The organism is Klebsiella sp. B345 (genome assembly GCF_051131735.1).
Taxonomy (GTDB): Bacteria; Pseudomonadota; Gammaproteobacteria; order Enterobacterales; family Enterobacteriaceae; genus Klebsiella.
In genome coordinates, this window is the sequence record NZ_CP180443.1 from 2,368,739 (window position 1) to 2,391,315 (window position 22,577).

22 protein-coding genes and 2 tRNA genes are annotated in these 22,577 nt (G+C 52.3%); 5 read left to right on the top strand and 19 right to left on the bottom strand.

The window, feature by feature from the left end; all coding sequences use genetic code 11:
* Window positions 1–85 precede the first annotated feature (85 nt).
* From rpsO to ACMYSO_RS11130, 7 genes are all read right to left on the bottom strand, one after another.
* Window positions 86–355: a 30S ribosomal protein S15 gene (rpsO, locus tag ACMYSO_RS11100; RefSeq protein WP_123756334.1), complete on the bottom strand. Its 270-nt coding sequence runs from the start codon at window positions 353–355 to the stop codon at window positions 86–88.
* 147 nt (window positions 356–502) lie between these two features.
* Window positions 503–1,447 carry a tRNA pseudouridine(55) synthase TruB gene (gene truB, locus ACMYSO_RS11105; RefSeq protein WP_434670534.1) on the bottom strand — a complete coding sequence of 315 codons (945 nt, stop codon included), beginning with the start codon at window positions 1,445–1,447 and terminating at the stop codon, window positions 503–505.
* A complete protein-coding gene (gene rbfA, locus ACMYSO_RS11110) occupies window positions 1,447–1,848 on the bottom strand; it encodes a 30S ribosome-binding factor RbfA (protein WP_004106092.1) in 402 nt (133 codons plus the stop codon). The genes truB and rbfA overlap by 1 nt, the downstream gene beginning before the upstream one ends.
* A gap of 95 nt (window positions 1,849–1,943) precedes the next feature.
* Window positions 1,944–4,628 carry a translation initiation factor IF-2 gene (gene infB / locus ACMYSO_RS11115; RefSeq protein WP_434670535.1) on the bottom strand — a complete coding sequence of 895 codons (2,685 nt, stop codon included), beginning with the start codon at window positions 4,626–4,628 and terminating at the stop codon, window positions 1,944–1,946.
* 24 nt (window positions 4,629–4,652) lie between these two features.
* The gene (nusA, locus tag ACMYSO_RS11120; RefSeq protein ID WP_434670536.1) at window positions 4,653–6,140 is read right to left on the bottom strand and encodes a transcription termination factor NusA; all 1,488 of its coding nucleotides are present in this window, start codon (window positions 6,138–6,140) and stop codon (window positions 4,653–4,655) included.
* A gap of 27 nt (window positions 6,141–6,167) precedes the next feature.
* On the bottom strand, window positions 6,168–6,620 hold the full coding sequence (gene rimP, locus ACMYSO_RS11125; protein WP_148060396.1) for a ribosome maturation factor RimP: 453 nt from the start codon (window positions 6,618–6,620) through the stop codon (window positions 6,168–6,170).
* Window positions 6,621–6,826: 206 nt separating this feature from the next.
* Window positions 6,827–6,903 (bottom strand) — tRNA-Met (locus tag ACMYSO_RS11130).
* A gap of 455 nt (window positions 6,904–7,358) precedes the next feature.
* Between ACMYSO_RS11130 and argG the strand changes: the two genes are divergently transcribed.
* From argG to ACMYSO_RS11145, 3 genes are all read left to right on the top strand, one after another.
* A complete protein-coding gene (gene argG, locus ACMYSO_RS11135) occupies window positions 7,359–8,702 on the top strand; it encodes an argininosuccinate synthase (RefSeq protein WP_434670537.1) in 1,344 nt (447 codons plus the stop codon).
* A gap of 168 nt (window positions 8,703–8,870) precedes the next feature.
* On the top strand, window positions 8,871–9,500 hold the full coding sequence (locus ACMYSO_RS11140) for a helix-turn-helix domain-containing protein (protein ID WP_434670538.1): 630 nt from the start codon (window positions 8,871–8,873) through the stop codon (window positions 9,498–9,500).
* Between the two features lie 463 nt (window positions 9,501–9,963).
* The gene (locus ACMYSO_RS11145) at window positions 9,964–10,515 is read left to right on the top strand and encodes a YfaZ family outer membrane protein (RefSeq protein WP_123756327.1); all 552 of its coding nucleotides are present in this window, start codon (window positions 9,964–9,966) and stop codon (window positions 10,513–10,515) included.
* Window positions 10,516–10,556: 41 nt separating this feature from the next.
* On the opposite strand, the gene ACMYSO_RS11150 is transcribed toward ACMYSO_RS11145, so the two are convergent.
* The 7 genes from ACMYSO_RS11150 to rlmE form a co-directional block, all read right to left on the bottom strand.
* Window positions 10,557–10,958: a hypothetical protein gene (locus ACMYSO_RS11150; RefSeq protein ID WP_434670539.1), complete on the bottom strand. Its 402-nt coding sequence runs from the start codon at window positions 10,956–10,958 to the stop codon at window positions 10,557–10,559.
* 147 nt (window positions 10,959–11,105) lie between these two features.
* Window positions 11,106–11,192, bottom strand: a tRNA-Leu gene (locus tag ACMYSO_RS11155).
* A 9-nt stretch (window positions 11,193–11,201) separates the two neighbouring features.
* Entirely contained in the window at window positions 11,202–11,531 is a 330-nt protein-coding gene (secG, locus tag ACMYSO_RS11160; protein WP_100684841.1) for a preprotein translocase subunit SecG, read from the bottom strand.
* Window positions 11,532–11,828: 297 nt separating this feature from the next.
* Window positions 11,829–13,166 carry a phosphoglucosamine mutase gene (gene glmM, locus ACMYSO_RS11165; RefSeq protein WP_434670540.1) on the bottom strand — a complete coding sequence of 446 codons (1,338 nt, stop codon included), beginning with the start codon at window positions 13,164–13,166 and terminating at the stop codon, window positions 11,829–11,831.
* Window positions 13,159–14,007 carry a dihydropteroate synthase gene (gene folP / locus ACMYSO_RS11170; RefSeq protein ID WP_434670541.1) on the bottom strand — a complete coding sequence of 283 codons (849 nt, stop codon included), beginning with the start codon at window positions 14,005–14,007 and terminating at the stop codon, window positions 13,159–13,161. The genes glmM and folP overlap by 8 nt, the downstream gene beginning before the upstream one ends.
* 101 nt (window positions 14,008–14,108) lie before the next feature.
* Window positions 14,109–16,043 (bottom strand): ATP-dependent zinc metalloprotease FtsH, encoded by a 1,935-nt coding sequence (ftsH, locus tag ACMYSO_RS11175; RefSeq protein ID WP_434670542.1) that lies wholly within the window; start codon window positions 16,041–16,043, stop codon window positions 14,109–14,111.
* A 99-nt stretch (window positions 16,044–16,142) separates the two neighbouring features.
* Window positions 16,143–16,772 carry a 23S rRNA (uridine(2552)-2'-O)-methyltransferase RlmE gene (rlmE, locus tag ACMYSO_RS11180; RefSeq protein WP_434670544.1) on the bottom strand — a complete coding sequence of 210 codons (630 nt, stop codon included), beginning with the start codon at window positions 16,770–16,772 and terminating at the stop codon, window positions 16,143–16,145.
* Between the two features lie 124 nt (window positions 16,773–16,896).
* Between rlmE and yhbY the strand changes: the two genes are divergently transcribed.
* Window positions 16,897–17,190 carry a ribosome assembly RNA-binding protein YhbY gene (yhbY, locus tag ACMYSO_RS11185; protein WP_004139797.1) on the top strand — a complete coding sequence of 98 codons (294 nt, stop codon included), beginning with the start codon at window positions 16,897–16,899 and terminating at the stop codon, window positions 17,188–17,190.
* A gap of 152 nt (window positions 17,191–17,342) precedes the next feature.
* On the opposite strand, the gene greA is transcribed toward yhbY, so the two are convergent.
* A complete protein-coding gene (gene greA, locus ACMYSO_RS11190; protein ID WP_123756322.1) occupies window positions 17,343–17,819 on the bottom strand; it encodes a transcription elongation factor GreA in 477 nt (158 codons plus the stop codon).
* Between the two features lie 235 nt (window positions 17,820–18,054).
* Here greA and dacB point away from each other — a divergent pair, with 235 nt between their 5' ends.
* Window positions 18,055–19,488 (top strand): serine-type D-Ala-D-Ala carboxypeptidase, encoded by a 1,434-nt coding sequence (gene dacB / locus ACMYSO_RS11195; protein WP_434582913.1) that lies wholly within the window; start codon window positions 18,055–18,057, stop codon window positions 19,486–19,488.
* 121 nt (window positions 19,489–19,609) lie between these two features.
* Here dacB and cgtA read toward each other — a convergent pair whose 3' ends face one another.
* The 4 genes from cgtA to rplU form a co-directional block, all read right to left on the bottom strand.
* Complete coding sequence (gene cgtA, locus ACMYSO_RS11200) at window positions 19,610–20,788, bottom strand: Obg family GTPase CgtA (RefSeq protein WP_123756320.1); 1,179 nt, start codon at window positions 20,786–20,788, stop codon at window positions 19,610–19,612.
* 15 nt (window positions 20,789–20,803) lie between these two features.
* Complete coding sequence (locus ACMYSO_RS11205) at window positions 20,804–21,769, bottom strand: DMT family transporter (RefSeq protein WP_434582912.1); 966 nt, start codon at window positions 21,767–21,769, stop codon at window positions 20,804–20,806.
* 95 nt (window positions 21,770–21,864) lie between these two features.
* Window positions 21,865–22,122: a 50S ribosomal protein L27 gene (gene rpmA, locus ACMYSO_RS11210; protein WP_003861831.1), complete on the bottom strand. Its 258-nt coding sequence runs from the start codon at window positions 22,120–22,122 to the stop codon at window positions 21,865–21,867.
* A gap of 19 nt (window positions 22,123–22,141) precedes the next feature.
* Window positions 22,142–22,453: a 50S ribosomal protein L21 gene (gene rplU, locus ACMYSO_RS11215; RefSeq protein ID WP_004106123.1), complete on the bottom strand. Its 312-nt coding sequence runs from the start codon at window positions 22,451–22,453 to the stop codon at window positions 22,142–22,144.
* Window positions 22,454–22,577 lie beyond the last annotated feature (124 nt).

Here is a 22,577-nt window from a genome sequence, read left to right on the forward strand (position 1 = left end):
GCAACAATACATGAGTTTTTAGTGAATTGCTGCCGCCCGGTCGAAAAAAGGGGCCCTGAGGCCCCTTCTTCTGAAACTCGCAGAATTAGCGACGCAGACCCAGACGCTCGATCAGCGCAGAGTAACGTGCAACATCTTTACGTTTCAGGTAGTCGAGCAGTTTACGACGCTGGGAAACCATGCGCAGCAGACCACGACGGCTGTGGTGATCTTTTTTATGCTCGGAGAAGTGACCCTGCAGATGGTTAATCTGTGCAGTCAGCAGTGCAACCTGAACTTCGGTAGAACCGCTGTCGTTTTCGCCACGACCAAACTCAGAAACGATTTTTGCTTTAGCTTCAACGCTTAGAGACATTTTAAAACTCCAAATTGAAAAGAAAGAAAGGGTGCCGATCTCTAATTCAGCGACCCCCGATGTAACACCCGAAAATGTTAAAACACTTTTGCGGACGTTAAGCGGCGATATTCTACTCGCAGCCGGCTTTTATCGCAAGAACAGCCCTCAAGCTGGGTATTCAACAACCAGGCGACGTGGTGCCACGCGGCCTTCATCGTCAATTTCACCCATCCCGAGAAACGTCCCGGCTTCACCTTCGGTGACCCGAACCAGCCCCTGAAACGGCACGCCTGATGTGCGAACCGGGTTACCGTTCTTAAAGTAAACGGCCGATGTTTCTGGAATATTAACCACCGGATAATCCGATGCCGGACTGTCCATCGGCATCAGCAGCGGGTCAAGAAGGTCCGCGGCAGGGATATCCTGCGCGGCGGCCTGTTCAACCAGCGCCTGAAGCTGTTCCAGCGTCACCATCCGCTCAACCGGATATTTGCTGACAGCCAGACGACGCAGGAAAATCACATGCGCGCCGCAGCCCAGCTTCTCACCTAAATCGTCGATAATTGTACGAATATAGGTGCCTTTTGAGCAGTGAATTTCCAGCTCCAGCTCGTCACCTTCATGACGGATAAACAGCAGTTCGTAGACGGTAATCGGGCGGGCTTCACGCGGCACGTCAATCCCCTGACGGGCATATTCGTACAGCTTTTTCCCCTGGTACTTCAGCGCCGAGTACATCGACGGCACCTGCTGGGTTTCGCCACGGAAACTGTCCAGCGCTGCCGCCAGCTGTTCATCGCTAAATGTCAGCGGGCGCTCTTCAACCACCTGACCATCGGCGTCGGAGGTATCGGTGCGCTGCCCGAGTTTGGCAATCACGCGATAGCGCTTATCGGAATCCAGCAGGTACTGAGAGAACTTGGTGGCTTCGCCAAGGCAAACCGGCAGCATGCCGGTTGCCAGCGGATCCAGCGCTCCGGTGTGCCCTGCCCGGTTCGCGTTATAAAGACGTTTTACTTTTTGCAGTACATCGTTGCTGGAGGCCCCCTGAGGCTTGTCCAGCAGCAGTACGCCGTGCACATCACGACCGCGACGACGAGGACGACTCATTAGTCCTCCTTGCTGTCGTCCGGGTTCACACGACGTTCATCGTCATGTTTCACCACGCTGGTCACCAGGTTGGACATGCGCATCCCTTCGACCAGTGAGTTGTCGTAGAAGAAGGTCAGTTCCGGCACGATGCGCAGGCGCATCGCTTTACCCAGCAGAGAACGGATAAAGCCAGATGCTTCCTGTAACGCTTTGATACCCGCTTTAACCGCGGCTTCGTCTTTGTCGTTCAGAAAGGTCACAAACACTTTGGCATAAGCCAGATCGCGGGACATTTCAACGCCAGAGACTGTCGTCATCATACCCAGACGCGGGTCTTTAATTTCACGCTGCAGGATGATAGCAATTTCTTTTTGCATCTCCTGAGCCACACGCTGCGGGCGACCGAATTCTTTCGCCATAATAGATTCTCCAGATAAAGACAAAAAAGGGGCCTTAGCCCCTTTTTAGAATGCGTGCCGGGTGGCGCTGTGCTAACCCGGCCTACCATCAGCAATTAAGCGATAGTACGTTGGATTTCAATGATTTCGAATACTTCGATCATATCGCCAACGCGAACGTCGTTGTAGTTCTTAACACCGATACCACATTCCATGCCGTTACGGACTTCGTTAACGTCATCTTTGAAGCGGCGCAGGGATTCCAGCTCGCCTTCGTAGATAACCACGTTGTCGCGCAGAACGCGGATTGGGTTATGACGCTTGATGATACCTTCGGTAACCATACAGCCCGCGATGGCGCCAAATTTCGGCGATTTGAACACATCACGCACTTCAGCCAGACCAATGATCTGCTGTTTCAGTTCCGGAGACAGCATGCCGCTCATTGCTGCTTTCACTTCGTCGATCAGGTTATAGATGACGGAGTAGTAACGCAGATCCAGGCTTTCCGCTTCGATAACTTTACGTGCAGAGGCATCAGCACGTACGTTGAAGCCCACCAGGATGGCGTTGGATGCCGCAGCCAGAGTCGCGTCGGTTTCGGTAATACCACCGACACCAGAACCAATGATCTTCACTTTCACTTCGTCGGTAGACAGTTTCAGTAAAGAGTCAGAGATCGCTTCCACTGAACCCTGAACGTCCGCTTTCAGTACCACGTTCACTTCGTGAACTTCGCCTTCAGTCATGTTAGCAAACATGTTCTCAAGCTTAGACTTCTGCTGACGTGCCAGTTTGACTTCGCGGAATTTGCCCTGACGATACAGCGCAACTTCACGCGCTTTTTTCTCGTCACGAACAACGGTCACTTCATCACCGGCAGCCGGAACACCGGACAGACCGAGGATTTCCACCGGAATGGACGGACCTGCTTCCAGAACTTCCTGACCCAGTTCGTTACGCATTGCACGAACGCGGCCATATTCGAAGCCACACAGAACGATATCGCCTTTGTTCAAGGTACCTTCACGTACCAGAACGGTAGCAACCGGACCACGACCTTTATCCAGGAAGGATTCGATAACCGCACCGCTTGCCATACCATTACGCACGGCTTTCAGCTCCAGAACTTCAGCCTGCAGCAGGATGGCGTTCAGCAGATCGTCGATACCGGTACCGGCTTTCGCAGATACTGGGATGAACTGAGATTCGCCGCCCCACTCTTCCGGCATAACACCGTACTGAGACAGTTCGTTTTTAACACGATCCATATCAGCTTCTGGTTTGTCGATTTTGTTCACTGCAACGACTACCGGAACCTGCGCTGCTTTCGCGTGCTGGATAGCTTCGATAGTTTGCGGCATCACGCCATCATCGGCAGCAACAACCAGAACAACGATATCCGTTGCCTGAGCACCACGAGCACGCATGGAGGTAAACGCGGCGTGACCCGGGGTATCCAGGAAGGTGATCATCCCGTTTTCAGTTTCAACGTGATATGCACCAATGTGCTGGGTAATGCCGCCCGCTTCACCGGATGCCACTTTCGTTGAACGAATGTAGTCCAGCAGAGAGGTTTTACCGTGGTCAACGTGACCCATAATGGTCACAACCGGTGCACGGGCTTCTGCCGCAGCGCCAGTATCACGGTCGCTCATTACCGCTTCTTCCAGCTCGTTTTCACGACGCAGGATAACTTTGTGGCCCATCTCTTCGGCAACCAGCTGTGCGGTTTCCTGGTCGATGACCTGGTTGATAGTCGCCATTGCGCCCAGCTTCATCATTGCTTTGATGACCTGAGAACCTTTGACGGCCATTTTGTTGGCCAGATCACCCACGGTGATGGTTTCACCAATGATAACGTCACGGTTTACAGCCTGCGCAGGCTTCTGGAAGCCCTGTTGCAGAGAAGAACCTTTACGCTTACCACCTTTACCGCCACGAACGGCTGCACGAGCCTCTTCACGGTCGGCTTTGGATTCTGCGTGCTTGTTACCTTTCTTCTGAGGACGTGCGGCTTTGGCGTTACGACCACGGCCACGACCGCCTTCAACTTCGCGATCGTTGTCGTCTTCAGCCTGACGAGCATGCTGAGAGGTGGTTACGTGGTAATCGCTGGTGTCTTCAGTCGGCTCGGCATTCACACCATTTTTCTCATTTTCTTCGGCCATGCGGCGGGCATCTTCCGCAACACGACGCGCTTCTTCTTCAAGCTTACGGCGCGCTTCTTCTTCCGATTTGCGCTTCAGCTCTGCTGATTCGTTTTCACGGCGGATCTTTTCAGCCTGGGCGGTTTTGGTCATATCGTCGGTTTGTTGATTGCTCACTTTGTCTTTTTCCGCGGCTTCACGTTTCGCTTTCTCAGCGACTTCACGTTTAGCTTGTTCTGCGGCCTCACGTTCAGCTTTTAATTGCGCCTCTCGCTTGGCAGTTTCTTCTGCCTCACGATGGGCTTGCTCTTCCGCTTCACGCTGCGCCTGCTCTTCCGCGGCAAGGCGTTCTGCCTCTTGCGGATCGCGTTTCACAAAGGTGCGTTTCTTGCGGACTTCGATTTGTACCGATTTACTCTTTCCACCGGTACCTGGAATATTCAACGTGCTGCGCGTTTTGCGCTGCAGCGTTAACTTGTCGGGCGCCGAGCCGTGTTCACGGTTAAGGTGCGACAACAAGGTCTGTTTCTCTTGCGCTGTCACAGAATCATCAGCCGATTTGCGAATCCCTGCATCAGCAAATTGCTGTATCAGGCGATCCACAGAGGTCTGAATCTCTGAGGCCAGCGCTTTAATGGTCACATCTGTCATGCTGTTCCTTCCTGCTACAGTTTATTACGCTTCGTCGCCGAACCAACAAATATTACGGGCGGCCATGATGAGCTCTCCGGCTTTTTCGTCGGTCAACCCTTCGATATCAGCCAGATCATCAATGCCCTGCTCGGCGAGATCTTCCAGCGTACAAACGCCACGGGCAGCCAGTTTGAAAGCCATCAAACGTTCTAAACCTTCGAGATTCAGTAAATCTTCAGCAGGTTTAGTATCTCCCAGGCTTTCTTCCTGAGCCAGCGCCAACGTGGTCAGCGCGTTTTTCGCACGCTCACGAAGTGCTTCAACGGTGTCTTCATCGAGGCCGTCGATTTCCAGCAGTTCTTTTACCGGCACATAGGCCAGTTCTTCCAGCGTAGCGAAGCCTTCTTCAACCAACATCGTGGCGAAATCTTCATCAATATCAAGATATTTAGTGAAGGTATCGATCGCCGCGTGGGCTTCAGCCTGATGCTTCGCCTGCAGGTCATCAACGGTCATGACGTTGAGTTCCCAGCCGCTCAGCTGCGAGGCCAGACGGACGTTCTGACCGTTACGGCCAATCGCCTGCGCCAGGTTGCCTGCTTCAACCGCGATATCCATGGTGTGTTTATCTTCATCAACCACGATGGACGCGACATCAGCCGGAGCCATTGCGTTAATCACGAACTGCGCCGGGTTATCATCCCACAGGACGATATCGATACGCTCACCGCCCAGCTCGGTAGAAACCGCCTGAACGCGCGCACCACGCATACCAACGCAAGCGCCAACCGGATCGATACGCTTATCGTTAGTTTTTACTGCAATCTTCGCACGGGAGCCAGGATCGCGGGCAGCCGCTTTAATTTCGAGCACTTCTTCGCCGATTTCTGGCACTTCAATGCGGAACAGTTCGATCAGCATTTCCGGCTTGGAACGGGTGACGAACAGCTGAGCACCACGAGCTTCCGGACGAACAGCGTACAAAACGCCGCGAATACGGTCACCAGGACGGAAGTTTTCACGCGGCAGCATATCTTCACGCAGGATCACGGCTTCAGCATTGCTGCCCAAATCCAGAGTGATGTTATCGCGGTTTACCTTCTTCACCACGCCGGTGATGATTTCACCTTCGTGCTCACGGAACTGATCGACAACCATGGCGCGCTCAGCTTCACGGACTTTCTGCACGATAACCTGTTTCGCGGTCTGCGTGGTGATACGGTCGAAGGTGACGGATTCAATCTGGTCTTCAACGTAATCGCCAGGATTCATGCTTTCGTCTTCGTAGCGCGCCGCTTCCAGCGTGATTTCGCGCGTCGGCTGGGTCACTTCTTCTACGACCAACCAGCGACGGAAAGTGTCAAAATCACCGCTACGACGATCGATGCTCACACGCACATCGATCTCTTGTTCGTATTTTTTCTTGGTCGCCGTTGCCAGTGCACTTTCCAGTGCTTCGAAAATCTTTTCGCGCGGCAGCGCTTTTTCGTTGGAAACGGCTTCAACAACAGCCAAAATTTCTTTGTTCATCGGGGCCTTTCACCTCAATCCAGACTGTTAAAAGTGGGGAACCAGGTTCGCCTTCTGGATGTTACTCAGCGCGAACACTTCATCTTTGCCTTCAACGGTTACCGTGATCATTTCACCGTCTACCGCTTTGATAATGCCCTGCCATTTGCGACGGTTCTGTACCGCCATACGCAGTACCAGCGAGACTTCCTCACCGGAAAAACGCGCGTAGTGTTCGGCGGTAAACATCGGGCGATCAAGGCCAGGTGAAGACACTTCCAGGTTGTAAGCTACGGTGATTGGATCTTCGACATCCATGACAGCGCTGACCTGGTGGCTCACATCAGCACAATCATCAACATTGATGCCATCATCACTATCAATATAGATGCGCAGTGTAGACGTGCGACCGCGAACGAATTCGATGCCGACCAGCTCAAAGCCAAGCGCTTCAACTGGCGCAGTGAGCATCTCTGTTAATTTTTGCTCTAATGTGGACAAACCCACCCCCAAGACATAAAAAAAGGGCGTATCGCCCAGTTATTCTGAAGTCAGATAACAAAAAACCCCGATAAATCGGGGTTTTAGATAACTGAACCCTGCGATCGCAACTGCGATCTGGAACACCTTCCAGGAGAATTCTTTCAAATTCGGCTACGAAGGACCAGGTCCTCACAGTATATTTGAAAAAGTACTCAATGGGAAAGTGGTTGCGGGGGCCGGATTTGAACCGACGACCTTCGGGTTATGAGCCCGACGAGCTACCAGGCTGCTCCACCCCGCGCCTGAAACGTGGCATATTTTACTCTTAATGAGTAAAAGACGCAAATACTGCTGGGATTTGGTACCGAGGACGGGACATAAAATCGTGGTAAAGTTTATTGATAAACCCTATATTTTGTCAACATGTATTTCATCATGTCCTGTTTCCGTTTGTGCTGTCATTTCGCTCTTTTTTAGCAAAAACGCAATGAAGCACTTCCTGTCATCCGCAAAAGATGATTAAATGAAAACTCACAATTAATGCATAAACATGCAATAAAAAACTGTTCCACTTGATACTATTGTTACCGCCTCTTTGGCCACGGAAAGCGCGCAGTCACCAGAGCAGCGTCAATGTTCGCCACGATTATGTGCGGAGTCCGGAAAAACAACGGCAGGCAGATATAGTCAAATGGGACAGGTTTTACGACTTGATAAACCGAACTCACAACAGTCTATCTAGCAGGGTTTTATTTTATGACGACGATTCTTAAGCATCTCCCGGTTGGTCAACGCATTGGTATCGCTTTCTCTGGTGGACTGGATACCAGCGCCGCACTGCTGTGGATGCGCAAAAAAGGCGCTGTGCCTTATGCCTATACCGCGAACCTGGGTCAGCCGGACGAAGAGGACTACGATGCGATTCCTCGTCGCGCCAAAGAGTACGGTGCCGAAGGCGCTCGTCTGATCGACTGCCGTAAGCAGTTGGTCGCAGAAGGTATCGCTGCTATCCAGTGTGGCGCATTCCACAATACCACTGGTGGCCTGACCTACTTTAACACTACCCCGCTGGGTCGTGCGGTAACAGGCACTATGCTGGTTGCTGCGATGAAAGAAGACGGCGTGAACATCTGGGGTGACGGCAGTACTTATAAAGGCAACGATATCGAACGTTTCTATCGTTATGGCCTGCTCACCAACGCCGAACTGAAAATCTACAAACCGTGGCTGGATAGCGACTTTATCGATGAACTGGGCGGCCGTCAGGAGATGTCCGAGTTTATGATAGCCTGCGGCTTTGACTACAAAATGTCGGTAGAAAAAGCCTACTCCACCGACTCCAACATGCTGGGCGCCACCCACGAAGCGAAAGATCTGGAGTTCCTGAACTCCAGCGTCAAAATCGTTAACCCGATTATGGGCGTCAAATTCTGGGATGAGAGCATAAAAATTCCAGCTGAAGAAGTTACCATCCGTTTCGAGCAGGGTCATCCTGTGGCATTGAACGGTAAAACCTTCAGTGATGATGTTGAGCTGATGCTTGAAGCGAACCGCATCGGTGGCCGTCATGGTCTGGGTATGAGTGACCAGATCGAAAACCGCATCATCGAAGCAAAAAGCCGTGGCATCTACGAAGCCCCGGGGATGGCGCTGCTGCATATCGCCTACGAGCGTCTGCTGACCGGCATCCATAACGAAGATACCATCGAGCAGTATCACGCTCACGGGCGTCAGTTAGGCCGTCTGCTGTATCAGGGCCGTTGGTTTGACTCACAGGCGCTGATGCTGCGTGACGCCCTGCAACGTTGGGTGGCGAGCGCCATCACCGGCGAAGTCACGCTGGAACTGCGTCGCGGTAACGATTACTCGATCCTCAACACCGTCTCCGACAATCTGACCTACAAGGCAGAGCGTTTAACGATGGAAAAAGGTGACTCAATGTTCTCCGCAGAAGACCGTATTGGCCAGCTGACAATGCGTAATCTGGATATCACCGACACCCGTGACAAGCTGTTTGGTTACGCGCAATCGGGTCTGCTGACCGCCTCCTCGGCGACCGGCCTTCCTCAGGTTGAAAACCTGGAAAACAGAGACAAATAAGCTCTTTTTCCCTGTGCACTAAGCCGACGCTAATCCGTCGGCTTTTTACTGTGCTGTGTTACCACCGGCGTGCAAATAACCCCCCCAAATTTTTACCTGTCGCAATTTCTTATAATTGTTGTCTATAATCAGCCGAATACATTTATCCTTGACCCCGTGAGGATCTCAATGAATATTAATCCCCCGGTCAGGCCAAACCAGGCAATCAACCGTCTTCTGGAAATCCTAGAACCGTACGCGACACCCATGAACGTTGTCGCCAGAAAACGGCTGACCCCAAGCTATAAAGGCAAAACGCAGCTCTATCTTTTAAAAAAAGGCGAGCTATCGGTCATCCGTTCTTCCGACAAATTATTGATTGTGACGGTGTATGAACCGCATCTGTTTGGCGTAGCGGAAATATTGCAACCCAGCCATAGCCATGCTCTGCGTGCCGAGGTCGCCTCCGATGTATTACGTATCGATAGTGAGCACGCCATCAAACTGTTCCGCGAACATAATTTGTGGGAAGAGGTCACCCGCCTGCTGGCATACCACACCTCTTACCTGGTTTATCGCGACGATCTGGTATTACAACAACGCACCTATTCGGTTATCCGCAATCATCTGATGGAGATGCTGCTGTTACCGGAAGAGACACGCTTACGCGTCTCCATTCTTGAATATATCCAGGACCGTACCCACCTTTCACGCAGCAGCATTCTCAATGTCCTGTCGGCGTTAAAAAAGGGAGGCTACATTGAGTTCGCCCGTGGCGGTTATCTGCAAAACGTAAATTCACTTCCTGAGAAATTCTAATTAGCCATCACGCTATTTATCGCTTATCTATCGTCGTCGCGCCGTGTACCGGCAAGCGAATTTAAATTTAAACAAACAAACGATAACGACAAGCGATAAATACTTTTATTCTGAGCCCCTGTATTTATCACACTGAAAAGTGTACTGAAAGCTGAAAAACAGGCTCAGAAATGGCGATGGTATTCCCTGCTCCACTCACCAACGTGCTTCGGTACACCAATGGACGCAGAGACATGCGCTTTCAGCTATCCCTGAAGACGCGGTCTGATTCTTGATATCACCTGTGCCGTTGTCAGAGCATGCCTGCGACGCTTCCGGCCATCTGCACAGCATAAGTTCGATCTCCCTACCGTGCTGGTGATAACGGAAAGTGCTTCAGCTAATAACGATTAAACCCAAAAAACCGTTAATCATTTGCCCGAACGCTCGTATCGGGTATTTTTTTACCTGAAGGAATTCAACAATGAGCATGATCACTCCGAAATCAGTTCTGTTAGTTGCAGCTCTCAGCGCAAGCAGCGCTGCCTGCGCATCCGTTAATTTGCACGGCGAAGCGGGAGAGGAGTTCACTAATCTCTCAGCCAGTTTCGGCGCGGAAGATCCGGGCATGACGTTCAACGGCAACTGGGCACACAGCGATAACGATGGTGATGTTGCCGGGTTAGGTATGGGCTATAACTTTAACCTCGGTCCGTTTCTTTTGACCCTTGGGGGGAAAGCGCTGTACCTGAATCCGAAGGATGGCGATGAAGGCTATGCGGTCGCGATGGGTGGTGGTGCGCAGCTGCCATTGGGCGATTTCTTTACCCTGTTTGGTGAGACCTATTATTCCCCGGATTCCATGTCCAGCGGCGTCGATGACTATGTCGAAGCTAACGCCGGGGTACGGGTGAACGTCATTAAATCGCTGAGTATTGAAGCAGGATATCGCTACATCGATATGGCGGGGAAAAATAGCCATCGCGACAACACGCTCGCCGATGGGGCTTATGCAGGCTTCAACTTCCGTTTCTGATGGCACGCAAAAGGGATTGCCTTTGGCAATCCCTCATTCACTTAAGCAACCGCGGGTACGGTTTTCAGTAGCCGGTTGATCACCCGCAGACCTGCAATATTGTTCTCTTTACGATAAACCTCATTCATTGCAGACATCTGTTCCAGTTTCGTCAGCGCGCTATAGACATGGAACGCATCACTGTCTTTATCGAAAATGTCTTTCTTCGAGACATCCTGTAAGTAGTTATCTTTGAGCGACTGGCTCAGGCTACCAATCAACGCAGTATTATCCTGAAAACAGCTAACGACCGCCTGGCCACTTTGTCCTGAAGGTTGTGCATCACTGTGTAATACCGGCACCGTTAAGGTATTAATGGTATCGACGGTATCCGCCGATGGCGTGGCACTGCACCCGGACAAACACAGGACGCCTGCGATAATAAACGACCTGAATTTTTTCATCTGCGTCACTTCACCTCTTCTGAATAGATGGGCGCGACTTTAGCGATTACGCAGGGTTCAAGACCAGTGAAGAGTTATTTATAAATAAACAAACACAAATTGCAGGCGAAAAAAAAGACGCTTTTCAGCGTCTTTTCTTTGGAATATTGGTACCGAGGATGGGACTCGAACCCACAAGCCCGTTAGGGCACTACCACCTCAAGGTAGCGTGTCTACCAATTCCACCACCTCGGTACAGAAATCTTAGTGCGGGATATCGCTGCTCGGCTGCGCCGGTGCTGCGGGTTGAGTTTGCTCGGTTTTCGGCGCGCTCAGGTTATCCCACTCACTTCCTTTATTGGTCTTGTTGCTATTGATATTACCCAGCACCAGACTGATGATGAAGAACAACGCTGCCAGGATACCTGTCATGCGGGTCATGAAGTTACCAGAACCGCTGGATCCAAACAACGTGCCGGAAGCGCCTGCTCCGAAGGAGGCTCCCATATCAGCGCCTTTACCTTGCTGCAGCATGATCAGGCCAACAAGACCAATCGCCACAATAAGGAAAACAACTAAAAGAGCTTCTTGCATAATCAACCTGTTCCTTGCGGATTCGCCGCATACCAATTGCTTCAACCAATAAAGCGGGACGCATTAACGTTTCCCACTGAAGCGGGTGTGAATACTAACCAAAGCGAATGACCTTCGCAAGGGCAATTTCGGTGCATTGTATCAACTGCGGAAAAAAACAGCAAAATGCGCTTTTGGGTCGAAGAAAAAGGCGGCAAACGCCGCCTTTTTAAACACATAGAACCACATCAGCCTACATGATTATCACCCTGCTCCGGGTCACCCTGTTAAACAGGCCGGAGAAGCACATTGGCTTAATCAGGCATTTTTCACTGCATCTGCGATCCGGTGCGCAAAATCATGTACCTGCTCTTCGCGTTCACCTTCAACCATCACGCGAATTAACGGCTCGGTACCCGATTTACGCAGCAGCACGCGACCGCGGTTGCCTAATGCCGCTTCCACTTCCGCCATGACCGCCTTCACGTTTTCGTGCTCCAGCGGGTTACCGCTGCCTTCGGTGAAGCGCACGTTAACCAGAATTTGCGGGAACATTTTCATGCCGCTGCACAGGTCATGCAGGCTCATATGGTTACGCACCATTGCCGCTACGACCTGCAGGCTGGCAACGATGCCATCACCGGTCGTGGTTTTGTCCAACAGGATAACGTGGCCGGAGTTTTCGGCCCCGATACGCCAGCCTTTCTCCTGCAGCTTCTCAAGGACATAGCGGTCGCCCACTTTTGCCCGAACAAACGGGATCCCCAGTTGTTTGAGCGCCAGTTCCAGCCCCATATTGCTCATCAGCGTCCCCACCGCGCCGCCGCGCAGCTGACCCTGACGCAATCCTTCACGGGCGATGATATACAGAATCTGGTCGCCGTCGACCTTGTTACCTTCATGGTCGACCATAATGACGCGGTCGCCATCGCCATCGTAGGCAATACCAAGATCGGCTTTTTCCGCCAATACGCGCGCCTGCAGGGCACGCACATCCGTCGCCCCGACCTCTTCATTGATATTGAGACCGTTGGGTTCGCAGCCCATCGCAATCACCTGGGCACCCAGTTCACGGAACACATTCGGCGCAATGTGATAGGTCGCCCCGTGCGCGCAATCAACCACGACTTTCAGAGCATTCAGGCTCAGTTCGTTCGGGAAGGTACCTTTACAGAACTCGATGTAACGGCCTGCCGCATCGACAATACGGCTGGCTTTGCCTAACTCGGCAGAATCGACGCAGGTCAGCTCTTTTTCCATTTCGGCTTCAATGGCTTCTTCGACATTGTCCGGCAACTTGGTGCCTTCAATGGAGAAGAACTTGATACCGTTGTCATAGAACGGATTGTGAGAAGCAGAAATCACAATCCCGGCTTCTGCGCGGAAGGCTCGCGTCAGGTAAGCCACCGCTGGCGTTGGCATTGGGCCAGTGAAAGAGGCCGACAACCCTGCGGCAGCCAGTCCCGCTTCCAGCGCCGACTCCAGCATATAGCCGGAGATACGAGTATCTTTACCGATGATAATTTTCCTTGAACCGTGACGTGCCAATACCTTCCCCGCTGCCCAGCCCAGCTTGAGTACGAACTCCGGAGTAATAGGCGCATCGCCTACGCGGCCACGGATACCATCGGTGCCAAAATATTTGCGGTTACTCATAACGTTTATTTTCCTTTGTGCTCAGTGTGGCTTCCACCACGCGTAGCGCTTCTACCGTTTCTTTGACGTCATGGACGCGAATGATCTGCGCGCCCTGCATCGCTGCAATTACTGCACAAGCCAGGCTGCCGCTGAGGCGCTCCGTCGGTCCGACGTTGAGCAATTGACCCACCATCGATTTACGTGACATACCGACCAACAGGGGGAGGCCAAAATGGTGGAACTCACCAAGTCGAGCAAGCAGCGCATAATTATGGGAAAGATTTTTACCGAAACCGAATCCTGGGTCGAGCAACAATTTCTCTTTTGCGATGCCAGCCTGCTCGCAACGCACGATATGTTCGGTGAAGAAGCGGACAACATCAGCAAAAACATCGTCATACTTCGGCGCTTCCTGCATGGTTTTCGGCTGGCCCTGCATATGCATCAGACATACCGGCAGCCCGGTTTGCGCGGCGGCTTCCAGGGCACCAGGTTCGGTCAGCGAGCGGATGTCGTTAATAATATGCGCCCCTGCCCGCGCAGACTCACGGATCACTTCAGGTTTCGATGTATCCACAGAGATCCAGACTTCAAAACGCTGGGCAATGGCCTCCACCACAGGGATAACGCGCGCTAACTCTTCCTCGACGCTGACATCTAACGCACCAGGGCGCGTCGATTCACCACCGATATCAATGATAGTCGCTCCCGCGTTAATCATCAGATTGGCATGTTTCACCGCTTCTACCAGTGAATTATGTGTGCCGCCGTCCGAGAAGGAGTCGGGAGTCACGTTAAGGATCCCCATCACATGCGGATGGGAGAGGTCGAGGATTGAGCCCTGGGCTGCGAGTTTCATCACGAAATCCCTGAATCAGGAAGGGTTAATAAAAAGAAAAACCCCGGAGCGGCAGGCGCCCCGGGGTTTCGATATCTACAACAACATCAACAGCAACTGACTTATTTGTCGCCCAGTTGCTCTGACATGGTGCTGCCCGGGTTCGGCGTACGCGGTTCATCGACCGGGCGCGGCGCACTTGGCGTACCATTGTTGCCAGAATTATTGCTGCCGTTCGGATCTTCCCAGCCAGCTGGCGGGCGAACGTCACGACGAGCCATCAGGTCATCAATCTGCGGTGCATCGATAGTCTCATATTTCATGAGCGCATCTTTCATCGAATGCAGGATGTCCATGTTGTCGTTCAGAATCTGACGAGCACGATTGTAGTTACGTTCAACCAGTGACTTCACTTCCTGGTCGATGATACGTGCAGTCTCATCGGACATATGCTTCGCTTTCGCGACGCTACGGCCCAGGAAGACTTCGCCCTCTTCTTCCGCATACAGCAGCGGACCGAGTTTGTCAGAGAAGCCCCACTGCGTCACCATGTTACGTGCCAGATTAGTCGCGACTTTAATGTCGTTAGACGCACCGGTAGAAACATGCTCAACGCCGTAGATAATCTCTTCCGCCAGACGACCACCGTACAGAGTTGAAATCTGACTTTCCAGTTTCTGGCGGCTGGCGCTGATAGCATCGCCTTCCGGCAGGAAGAAAGTCACACCCAACGCACGACCGCGTGGGATAATCGTTACCTTGTGGACCGGATCGTGCTCTGGCACCAGACGGCCGATAATCGCGTGGCCCGCTTCGTGGTAAGCGGTAGATTCTTTCTGCGCTTCCGTCATCACCATGGAGCGACGTTCCGCACCCATCATGATTTTGTCTTTCGCTTTTTCGAACTCAACCATCGATACGACGCGTTTGTTGCCACGGGCAGCAAACAGTGCCGCTTCGTTGACCAGGTTTGCCAGGTCAGCACCGGAGAAGCCTGGAGTACCGCGCGCAATGATAGCCGCATCGATATCTGGCGACAGCGGGACGCGACGCATGTGAACTTTCAAAATCTGTTCACGACCGCGAACATCCGGCAGCCCAACCACAACCTGACGGTCGAAACGACCAGGACGCAGCAGCGCAGGGTCAAGAACGTCAGGACGGTTAGTTGCAGCGATAACAATGATGCCTTCGTTGCCTTCAAAACCATCCATCTCAACCAGCATCTGGTTAAGTGTCTGTTCACGTTCATCGTGACCACCGCCCAGACCCGCGCCACGCTGGCGGCCTACGGCGTCGATTTCATCGATGAAGATAATGCACGGTGCTGCTTTCTTAGCTTGTTCGAACATGTCACGCACACGGGATGCGCCCACACCAACAAACATTTCTACGAAGTCAGAACCTGAAATTGTGAAGAACGGTACTTTTGCTTCACCGGCGATAGCCTTCGCCAGCAGCGTTTTACCGGTACCCGGAGGGCCGACCATTAGGACGCCTTTCGGGATTTTACCGCCCAGCTTCTGGAAACGGCTCGGCTCACGCAGGTATTCAACCAGCTCACCGACTTCCTCTTTCGCTTCATCGCAACCGGCGACATCAGCAAAAGTGGTTTTGATCTGGTCTTCCGTCAGCATACGGGCTTTGCTTTTGCCGAAGGACATCGCGCCCTTTCCGCCGCCGCCCTGCATTTGCCGCATAAAGAAGATCCAGACGCCGATCAGCAACAGCATCGGGAACCAGGAAATGAAGATGGAAGCCAGCAGGCTCGGCTCTTCCGGCGGTTCGCCAACCACTTTGACGTTTTTCGTCAACAGGTTGTCGAGCAGCTTCGGATCGTTAACCGGAATGTAAGTCGTGTAACGGTTACTATCTTTCTTGGTAACGTTGATCTCACGTCCGTTGATACGCGCTTCGCGAACCTGATCCTGGTTGACCTCCTGCAGGAAGGTTGAATAATCCACCTTACGGCCATTAGACTCGCTGGGCCCAAAGCTCTGGAATACTGACATCAGCACAACGGCAATGACCAGCCAGAGTATTAGGTTTTTCGCCATGTCACTCAAGGGATTAACCTCTTATTACAACTGTGTTAAAAACAGCGTCAGGATACTCTATATCCAGCGTCTTTCAAACTTTCGTTTGAAATCTACCGGTTATGGTTTACGCCTGGTCGCTACAATGTACACTTCACGCGAACGGGCGCGAGAAGAGTCCGGCTTACGAACTTTGACCTTCGTAAACAGGGAGCGAATTTCTCTAAGATACTCATCGAAGCCTTCGCCCTGGAACACCTTCACTACAAAACTACCACCTGGCGCTAATACATCACGAGCCATTCCAAGCGCCAGCTCTACCAAATACATGGCCCGGGGAATATCCACCGCCGGTGTTCCACACATATTTGGCGCCATATCGGACATGACAACCTGTACTTTACTGTCACCTACACGATCCAGTAACGCTTTCAGGACTAATTCATCACGAAAATCGCCCTGAAGGAAGTCCACACCAACGATTGGATCCATCGGTAAAAGATCGCAAGCGATAATGCGGCCGCTGTTTCCGATTTGGGTAACCGCATATTGCGACCAGCCACCGGGGGCAGCGCCGAGGTCAACAATCGTCATCCCCGGTTTAAAAATTTTGTCACCTTGCTGTATTTCATCAAGTTTAAACCAGGCGCGGGAACGTAACCCCTTTTTCTGCGCCTGGAGGACATATTTATCGCTAAAGTGTTCCTGAAGCCAGCGACTTGAGCTGGCAGAACGCTTTTTACCTGTCATTTAACATTCCCATTTCGGGTTCATCATACTTTGCGACGTAAAAATCGACACGGTAGTTTGGCGATATATGGGAGATGGCGGTAGAATGAACCGTTTTCAATCCCAACGTAAGCAAAAAAATACGATGAATCTGAGTACTAAACAAAAACAGCACCTGAAAGGTCTGGCACATCCGCTCAAGCCGGTAGTTATGCTTGGCAATAATGGTTTGACCGAAGGGGTACTGGCCGAGATCGAACAAGCGTTAGAGCACCATGAGCTCATCAAGGTGAAAATCGCATCGGAAGACCGCGAAACGAAAACCTTGATCGTGGAAGCTATCGTGCGCGAAACCGGCGCCTGTAACGTACAGGTCATCGGTAAAACGCTGGTCCTGTATCGCCCAACTAAAGAGCGTAAAATCTCGCTGCCACGCTAAGAATATCCTGAAACTCTACACAACTTTGTGTAAAACGAGGGATTTCTACGGGTAGACGAGCAAAATGCCATGCTCCGGACGTTGATAAAAGGCCGCTATGCGGCCTTTTTCCTTTCTTTACAATCCATCAACATGGTAGCGGGAAATACGGGTTAAAGGTACTCGACCTTAATAATTTCATATTCTACTTCGCCACCAGGCGTGCGGATTGTCACCACATCATCCTGCTCTTTACCGATCAGACCACGCGCAATCGGTGAATTCACAGAGATCAGATTTTGCTTAAAGTCAGCCTCATCATCACCCACGATGCGGTATGTCTGCTCTTCATCAGTATCGAGATTCAGAACATTGACCGTCGCGCCGAAAATCACTCGGCCGTTGTTCGGCATTTTAGTGATATCAATCACCTGTGCATTAGACAGTTTGGCTTCAATATCCTTGATACGACCTTCGCAGAAACCTTGCTGTTCGCGGGCTGCATGATATTCAGCGTTCTCTTTCAGATCGCCATGCTCACGCGCATCGGCAATCGCAGCAATGATTTCAGGGCGACGAACGGATTTCAGAAAATCCAGTTCTTCGCGCAGTTTTTCGGCACCACGTAAGGTCATCGGAATAGCTTGCATTTGTTATACCTCTTTATCATTCCTTCATGGAACGGATGCTTCCGTTCCGCAACCGGCCAGGCCATAGGCAGGACAGGAGCAAAAAGAAAACCAACCCGGAAAACATTCCCCAGGTCAGCAGCAATTTTCAATTTGATAAGTATTTTACCCTGAAGTTCACTATGGGTCATCGTTTACTTTACAGGGTATTGCACCGTAGTATGACGGCTCGGTTTCAGGTTGTTAGCGCGAGATTATGCGATTTTCCAGATTTATCATCGGATTGACTGCCGGCATAGCGTTTAGCGCTCAGGCGGCGAATATTGACGACTACATCACCCAGCTTCCCGCGGGTGCGAACCTCGCCTTCATGGCGCAAAAGGTTGGCTCCCCTACGCCGGAGATAGATTTTCACAGTCAGCAGATGGCACTGCCTGCCAGTACTCAGAAGGTGATCACCGCGCTGGCCGCCCTGCTCCAGCTCGGGCCGGATTTCCGTTTCACGACCACCCTCGAAACCAAGGGCAGCCTTGATAGCGGCGTGCTGAAAGGCGATCTCATCGCCCGTTTTGGAGGCGACCCGACTCTCAGACGCCAGGATATTCGCAATATGGTGGCGACGCTGAAAAAAGCCGGCGTTCAGCGCATCGAAGGTAACGTCCTGATTGATACCTCGGTTTTCGCCAGCCATGACAAAGCACCTGGCTGGCCGTGGAACGACATGACCCAGTGTTTCAGCGCGCCTCCGGCTGCCGCCATCGTCGACCGTAACTGTTTTTCTATCTCGCTTTACAGTGCACAGAAGCCTGGCGATCTGGCCTTTATCCGCGTCGCCTCTTACTACCCGGTGACCATGTTTAGCCAGGTGAGAACCCTGGCCCGCGGCTCGTCTGAAGCTCAGTACTGTGAACTTGACGTGGTGACAGGCGATCTGAACCGCTACACCTTAACCGGCTGCCTGCCGCAACGCAGTGAGCCGTTACCACTGGCATTCGCCATTCAGGACGGAGCCAGTTATGCTGGCGTGATTCTGAAGTCTGAGCTGGCGCAAGCAGGGATCACCTACAGCGGCACGCTGCTGCGTCAGACGCTGGCTAACGAGCCGGGAACGGTTCTGGCCACCACACAATCTGCTCCACTGCACGATCTCCTGCGGATCATGCTGAAAAAGTCCGACAACATGATTGCCGATACCGTTTTTCGCACCATCGGTCATGCTCGTCTTGGTGTACCGGGAACCTGGCGTGCCGGTTCTGATGCGGTGCGTCAAATCCTGCGTCAGCAGGCCGGTATCGATTTGGGCAATACCATTATTGCCGATGGTTCAGGCCTGTCGCGCCATAACCTGATTGCACCAGCCACCATGATGCAGGTGCTGCAATATATTGCCCAGCATGATAATGAGCTTAACTTTATCTCCATGCTGCCGCTGGCCGGTCACGATGGCTCGCTCCAGTATCGTGCGGGGCTGAATCAGGCGGGCGTTGATGGCAAGGTATCGGCAAAAACCGGTTCACTGCAGGGAGTCTATAACCTCGCCGGCTTTATTACCGCCGCCAGCGGGCAGAAAATAGCCTTTGTGCAGTATTTATCAGGGTATGCCGTACCGCCGGCCGATCAGCGTAACCGACGGATCCCGCTGGTGCGCTTCGAAAGCCGGTTATACAAAGATTTGTACCAGAATAACTAAAGCAAAAGGGCCGCATTGAATGCGGTCCTTTTTGTACGTCCTGAATAGCGGCAAAAAGCCTTATACGGCCCGTATCGCGCTCACCCCGACCGCAACTATGACCGGGGTGCAGTTCAGCAGATTAACGCTTGTAGATGAACTCAACGCCTTCTTCGTCGTCTTCGTCCCAGTCGTCATCCCAGTCTTCGTCATCTTCGACTTCAACTTCGGCTTCTTCAAGCTGCTGACGATGGTAGTCATCCCACATGAACTCGACTTTTTCTGCGACTTTCTCTTCCGGCGCATGCACGATAGGGTTTTCGATGATAAAGGTCATCACGTCCCAGCACAGGTCTTTCACGCCCTGTTGGCTTGCCGCAGAGATCAGGTAGAACTTGTCTTCCCAGCCCAGCGCTTCGGCAATCGCTTTTGCCTTAGCTTCAGCTTCGGCTTTATCCATCAGGTCAATCTTGTTGAAGACTAACCAACGCGGTTTCTCAGCCAGCTTCTCGCTGTATTTCTCCAGCTCACCGATGATAATTCGCGCGTTCTCGACCGGATCGGATCCGTCGATAGGCTCAATATCGATGAGGTGCAGCAGTACGCGACAACGCTCAAGGTGCTTCAGGAAGCGAATCCCCAGACCTGCGCCTTCCGCAGCCCCTTCGATAAGCCCCGGGATATCCGCCACAACGAAGCTCTTCTCGTTATCCATACGGACAACGCCAAGGCTCGGTACCAGCGTGGTAAACGGATAGTCAGCCACCTTCGGCTTCGCGGCAGAAACGGCACGAATGAACGTGGATTTACCGGCATTCGGCATGCCCAGCATCCCGACGTCTGCCAGCAGCATCAGCTCCAGCTGCAGATCGCGCTTGTCGCCCGGCGTACCCATTGTTTTTTGACGCGGGGTACGGTTAACGGACGATTTGAAACGGGTGTTGCCCAGACCGTGCCAGCCGCCTTTAGCGACCATCAGACGTTGACCATGTTTGGTCATATCGCCCATGACTTCGCCGGTCCCCTGATCGATAACACGGGTCCCTACAGGCACTTTCACCGAGACATCTTTACCACGTTTACCGGTACAGTCGCGGCTCTGACCATTCTGTCCACGCTCAGCGCGGAAAGATTTCTCAAAGCGATAGTCGATCAGGGTGTTCAGGTTTTCGTCCGCTTCCAGCCAGACATCACCACCATCACCACCGTCGCCGCCATCCGGGCCGCCTCGCGGAATATATTTTTCACGGCGGAAGCTAACGCAACCGTTGCCGCCATCACCTGCTACGACCAGGATCGTTGCTTCATCAACAAACTTCATTTTACTCTCCGAAAATCATTCGCCTGAGCGGGGCAGCGGTACAACCGCTTCACGCTTACGTAAGCCACCCCAAAGACGGTGGCCTATGGCGGAGTACATCGCGCCCGCAACCACGACAAACGCACCGAGATAACCTAACAGGTTTAACATCGGTCTGGCGAAAACATCGGGCCAGGCCATTGATAATAAATCTGAAAAAAGCAGCGTAAACAAAGGCGTTAAGGTAATTAACGCGCTGACCTGCGCTGCCTGCCAGCGCGCCATGGCTTCCGCCAGCGCACCGTAGCCTACCAGGGTATTTAACCCGCAGAAAAACAGGCACGCTAGCTGCCAGTCGCTTAACGCCAGAACCTGCGAAAGCGTTGCCAGGGGCAACAGTGCTATCGTACATAAAGTGTACAGCAAAAAAAGGATCTGCTGTGACGCCAGGCGGCGTAATAACACCTTTTGTGCGACGCCATAGCTGACCCAGACTGCGGCCGCTCCGACGCCGAAAATTACCCCCCACGTGTAATCCGTCAGGCGGGTAAAAATTTCAATCAGGCTGGTGTTAAAAAACATCACCAGCCCGCAAATCAGCATTAGCGCCCCCACGACCTGGGTACCACGCATTTTCTCCTTCAGGATGAATACGCTGGCCACCATCATGCCGACCGGAGACAGCTGGCCGATCACCTGAGAAGCCGTAGGGCTAAGATATTGCAGGGAAGAGCTAAACAGGATGAAGTTACCGAACAGGCCGCCCGTCGCAATGGCCAGTAGTACCAACCAGCGCGGTTTGCGAAAGAGGCGCAGCGGCGGCAGTTTTCCCCTGATTGCCAGGATAGTGCCAAGGCCGATACTCGCCATCAAAAAGCGATAGAACACCACGGTTGGTGGCTCCATCACTTCAAGAACCTGCTTCATTGCAATTGGCAATGCACCCCAGCACATTGCGGTGGTGAGTGCCAAAAGAATGCCAATGCCGGCCTGCTGCTTCATACCCGTTTTCCCTGCAGAAAAATATCCGGGGTTCTAATGTAAAAAGCCCCGCAACACGTTGCGGGGCTTTAATCCGTTACCGGACCACGAAAAACTTACTCAGCAACGATGCTGATGTATTTACGGTTGTTCGGGCCTTTAACTTCAAATTTCACTTTACCGTCTGCTTTAGCAAACAGAGTGTGGTCACGACCGCAACCTACGTTGGTGCCTGCGTGGAACTTGGTGCCACGCTGACGAACGATGATGCTACCCGCCAGAACGGATTCGCCACCGAAACGCTTAACGCCGAGGCGTTTAGCTTCTGAATCGCGACCGTTACGAGTTGAGCCGCCAGCCTTTTTATGTGCCATTTAAATCTCTCCTCAGGTCTTAGGCGCTGATGCCAGTAATTTTCACATCAGTGAACCACTGACGATGGCCCTGCTGTTTACGGTAGTGTTTACGACGACGAAACTTAACGATTTTAACTTTCTCGCCACGACCGTGAGCAACAACTTCAGCTTTGATTACGCCGCCCTCAACGAAAGGAACGCCGATCTTGATTTCTTCACCGTTTGCGATCATCAGAACTTCAGCGAACTCAACAGCTTCGCCAGTTGCGATGTCCAGCTTTTCCAGGCGAATGGTCTGACCTTCGCTTACTCGGTGTTGTTTACCACCACTTTGGAAAACCGCGTACATATAAAACTCCGCTTCCGTGCACCTCTTCGTGTGATTCAGAGTGCACTATAAATATTCACAATAGGGCGCGAATATTACGCAAAACGCGAGCCTTTGACAAGAGCGATTAGCGATCAACGCAGAA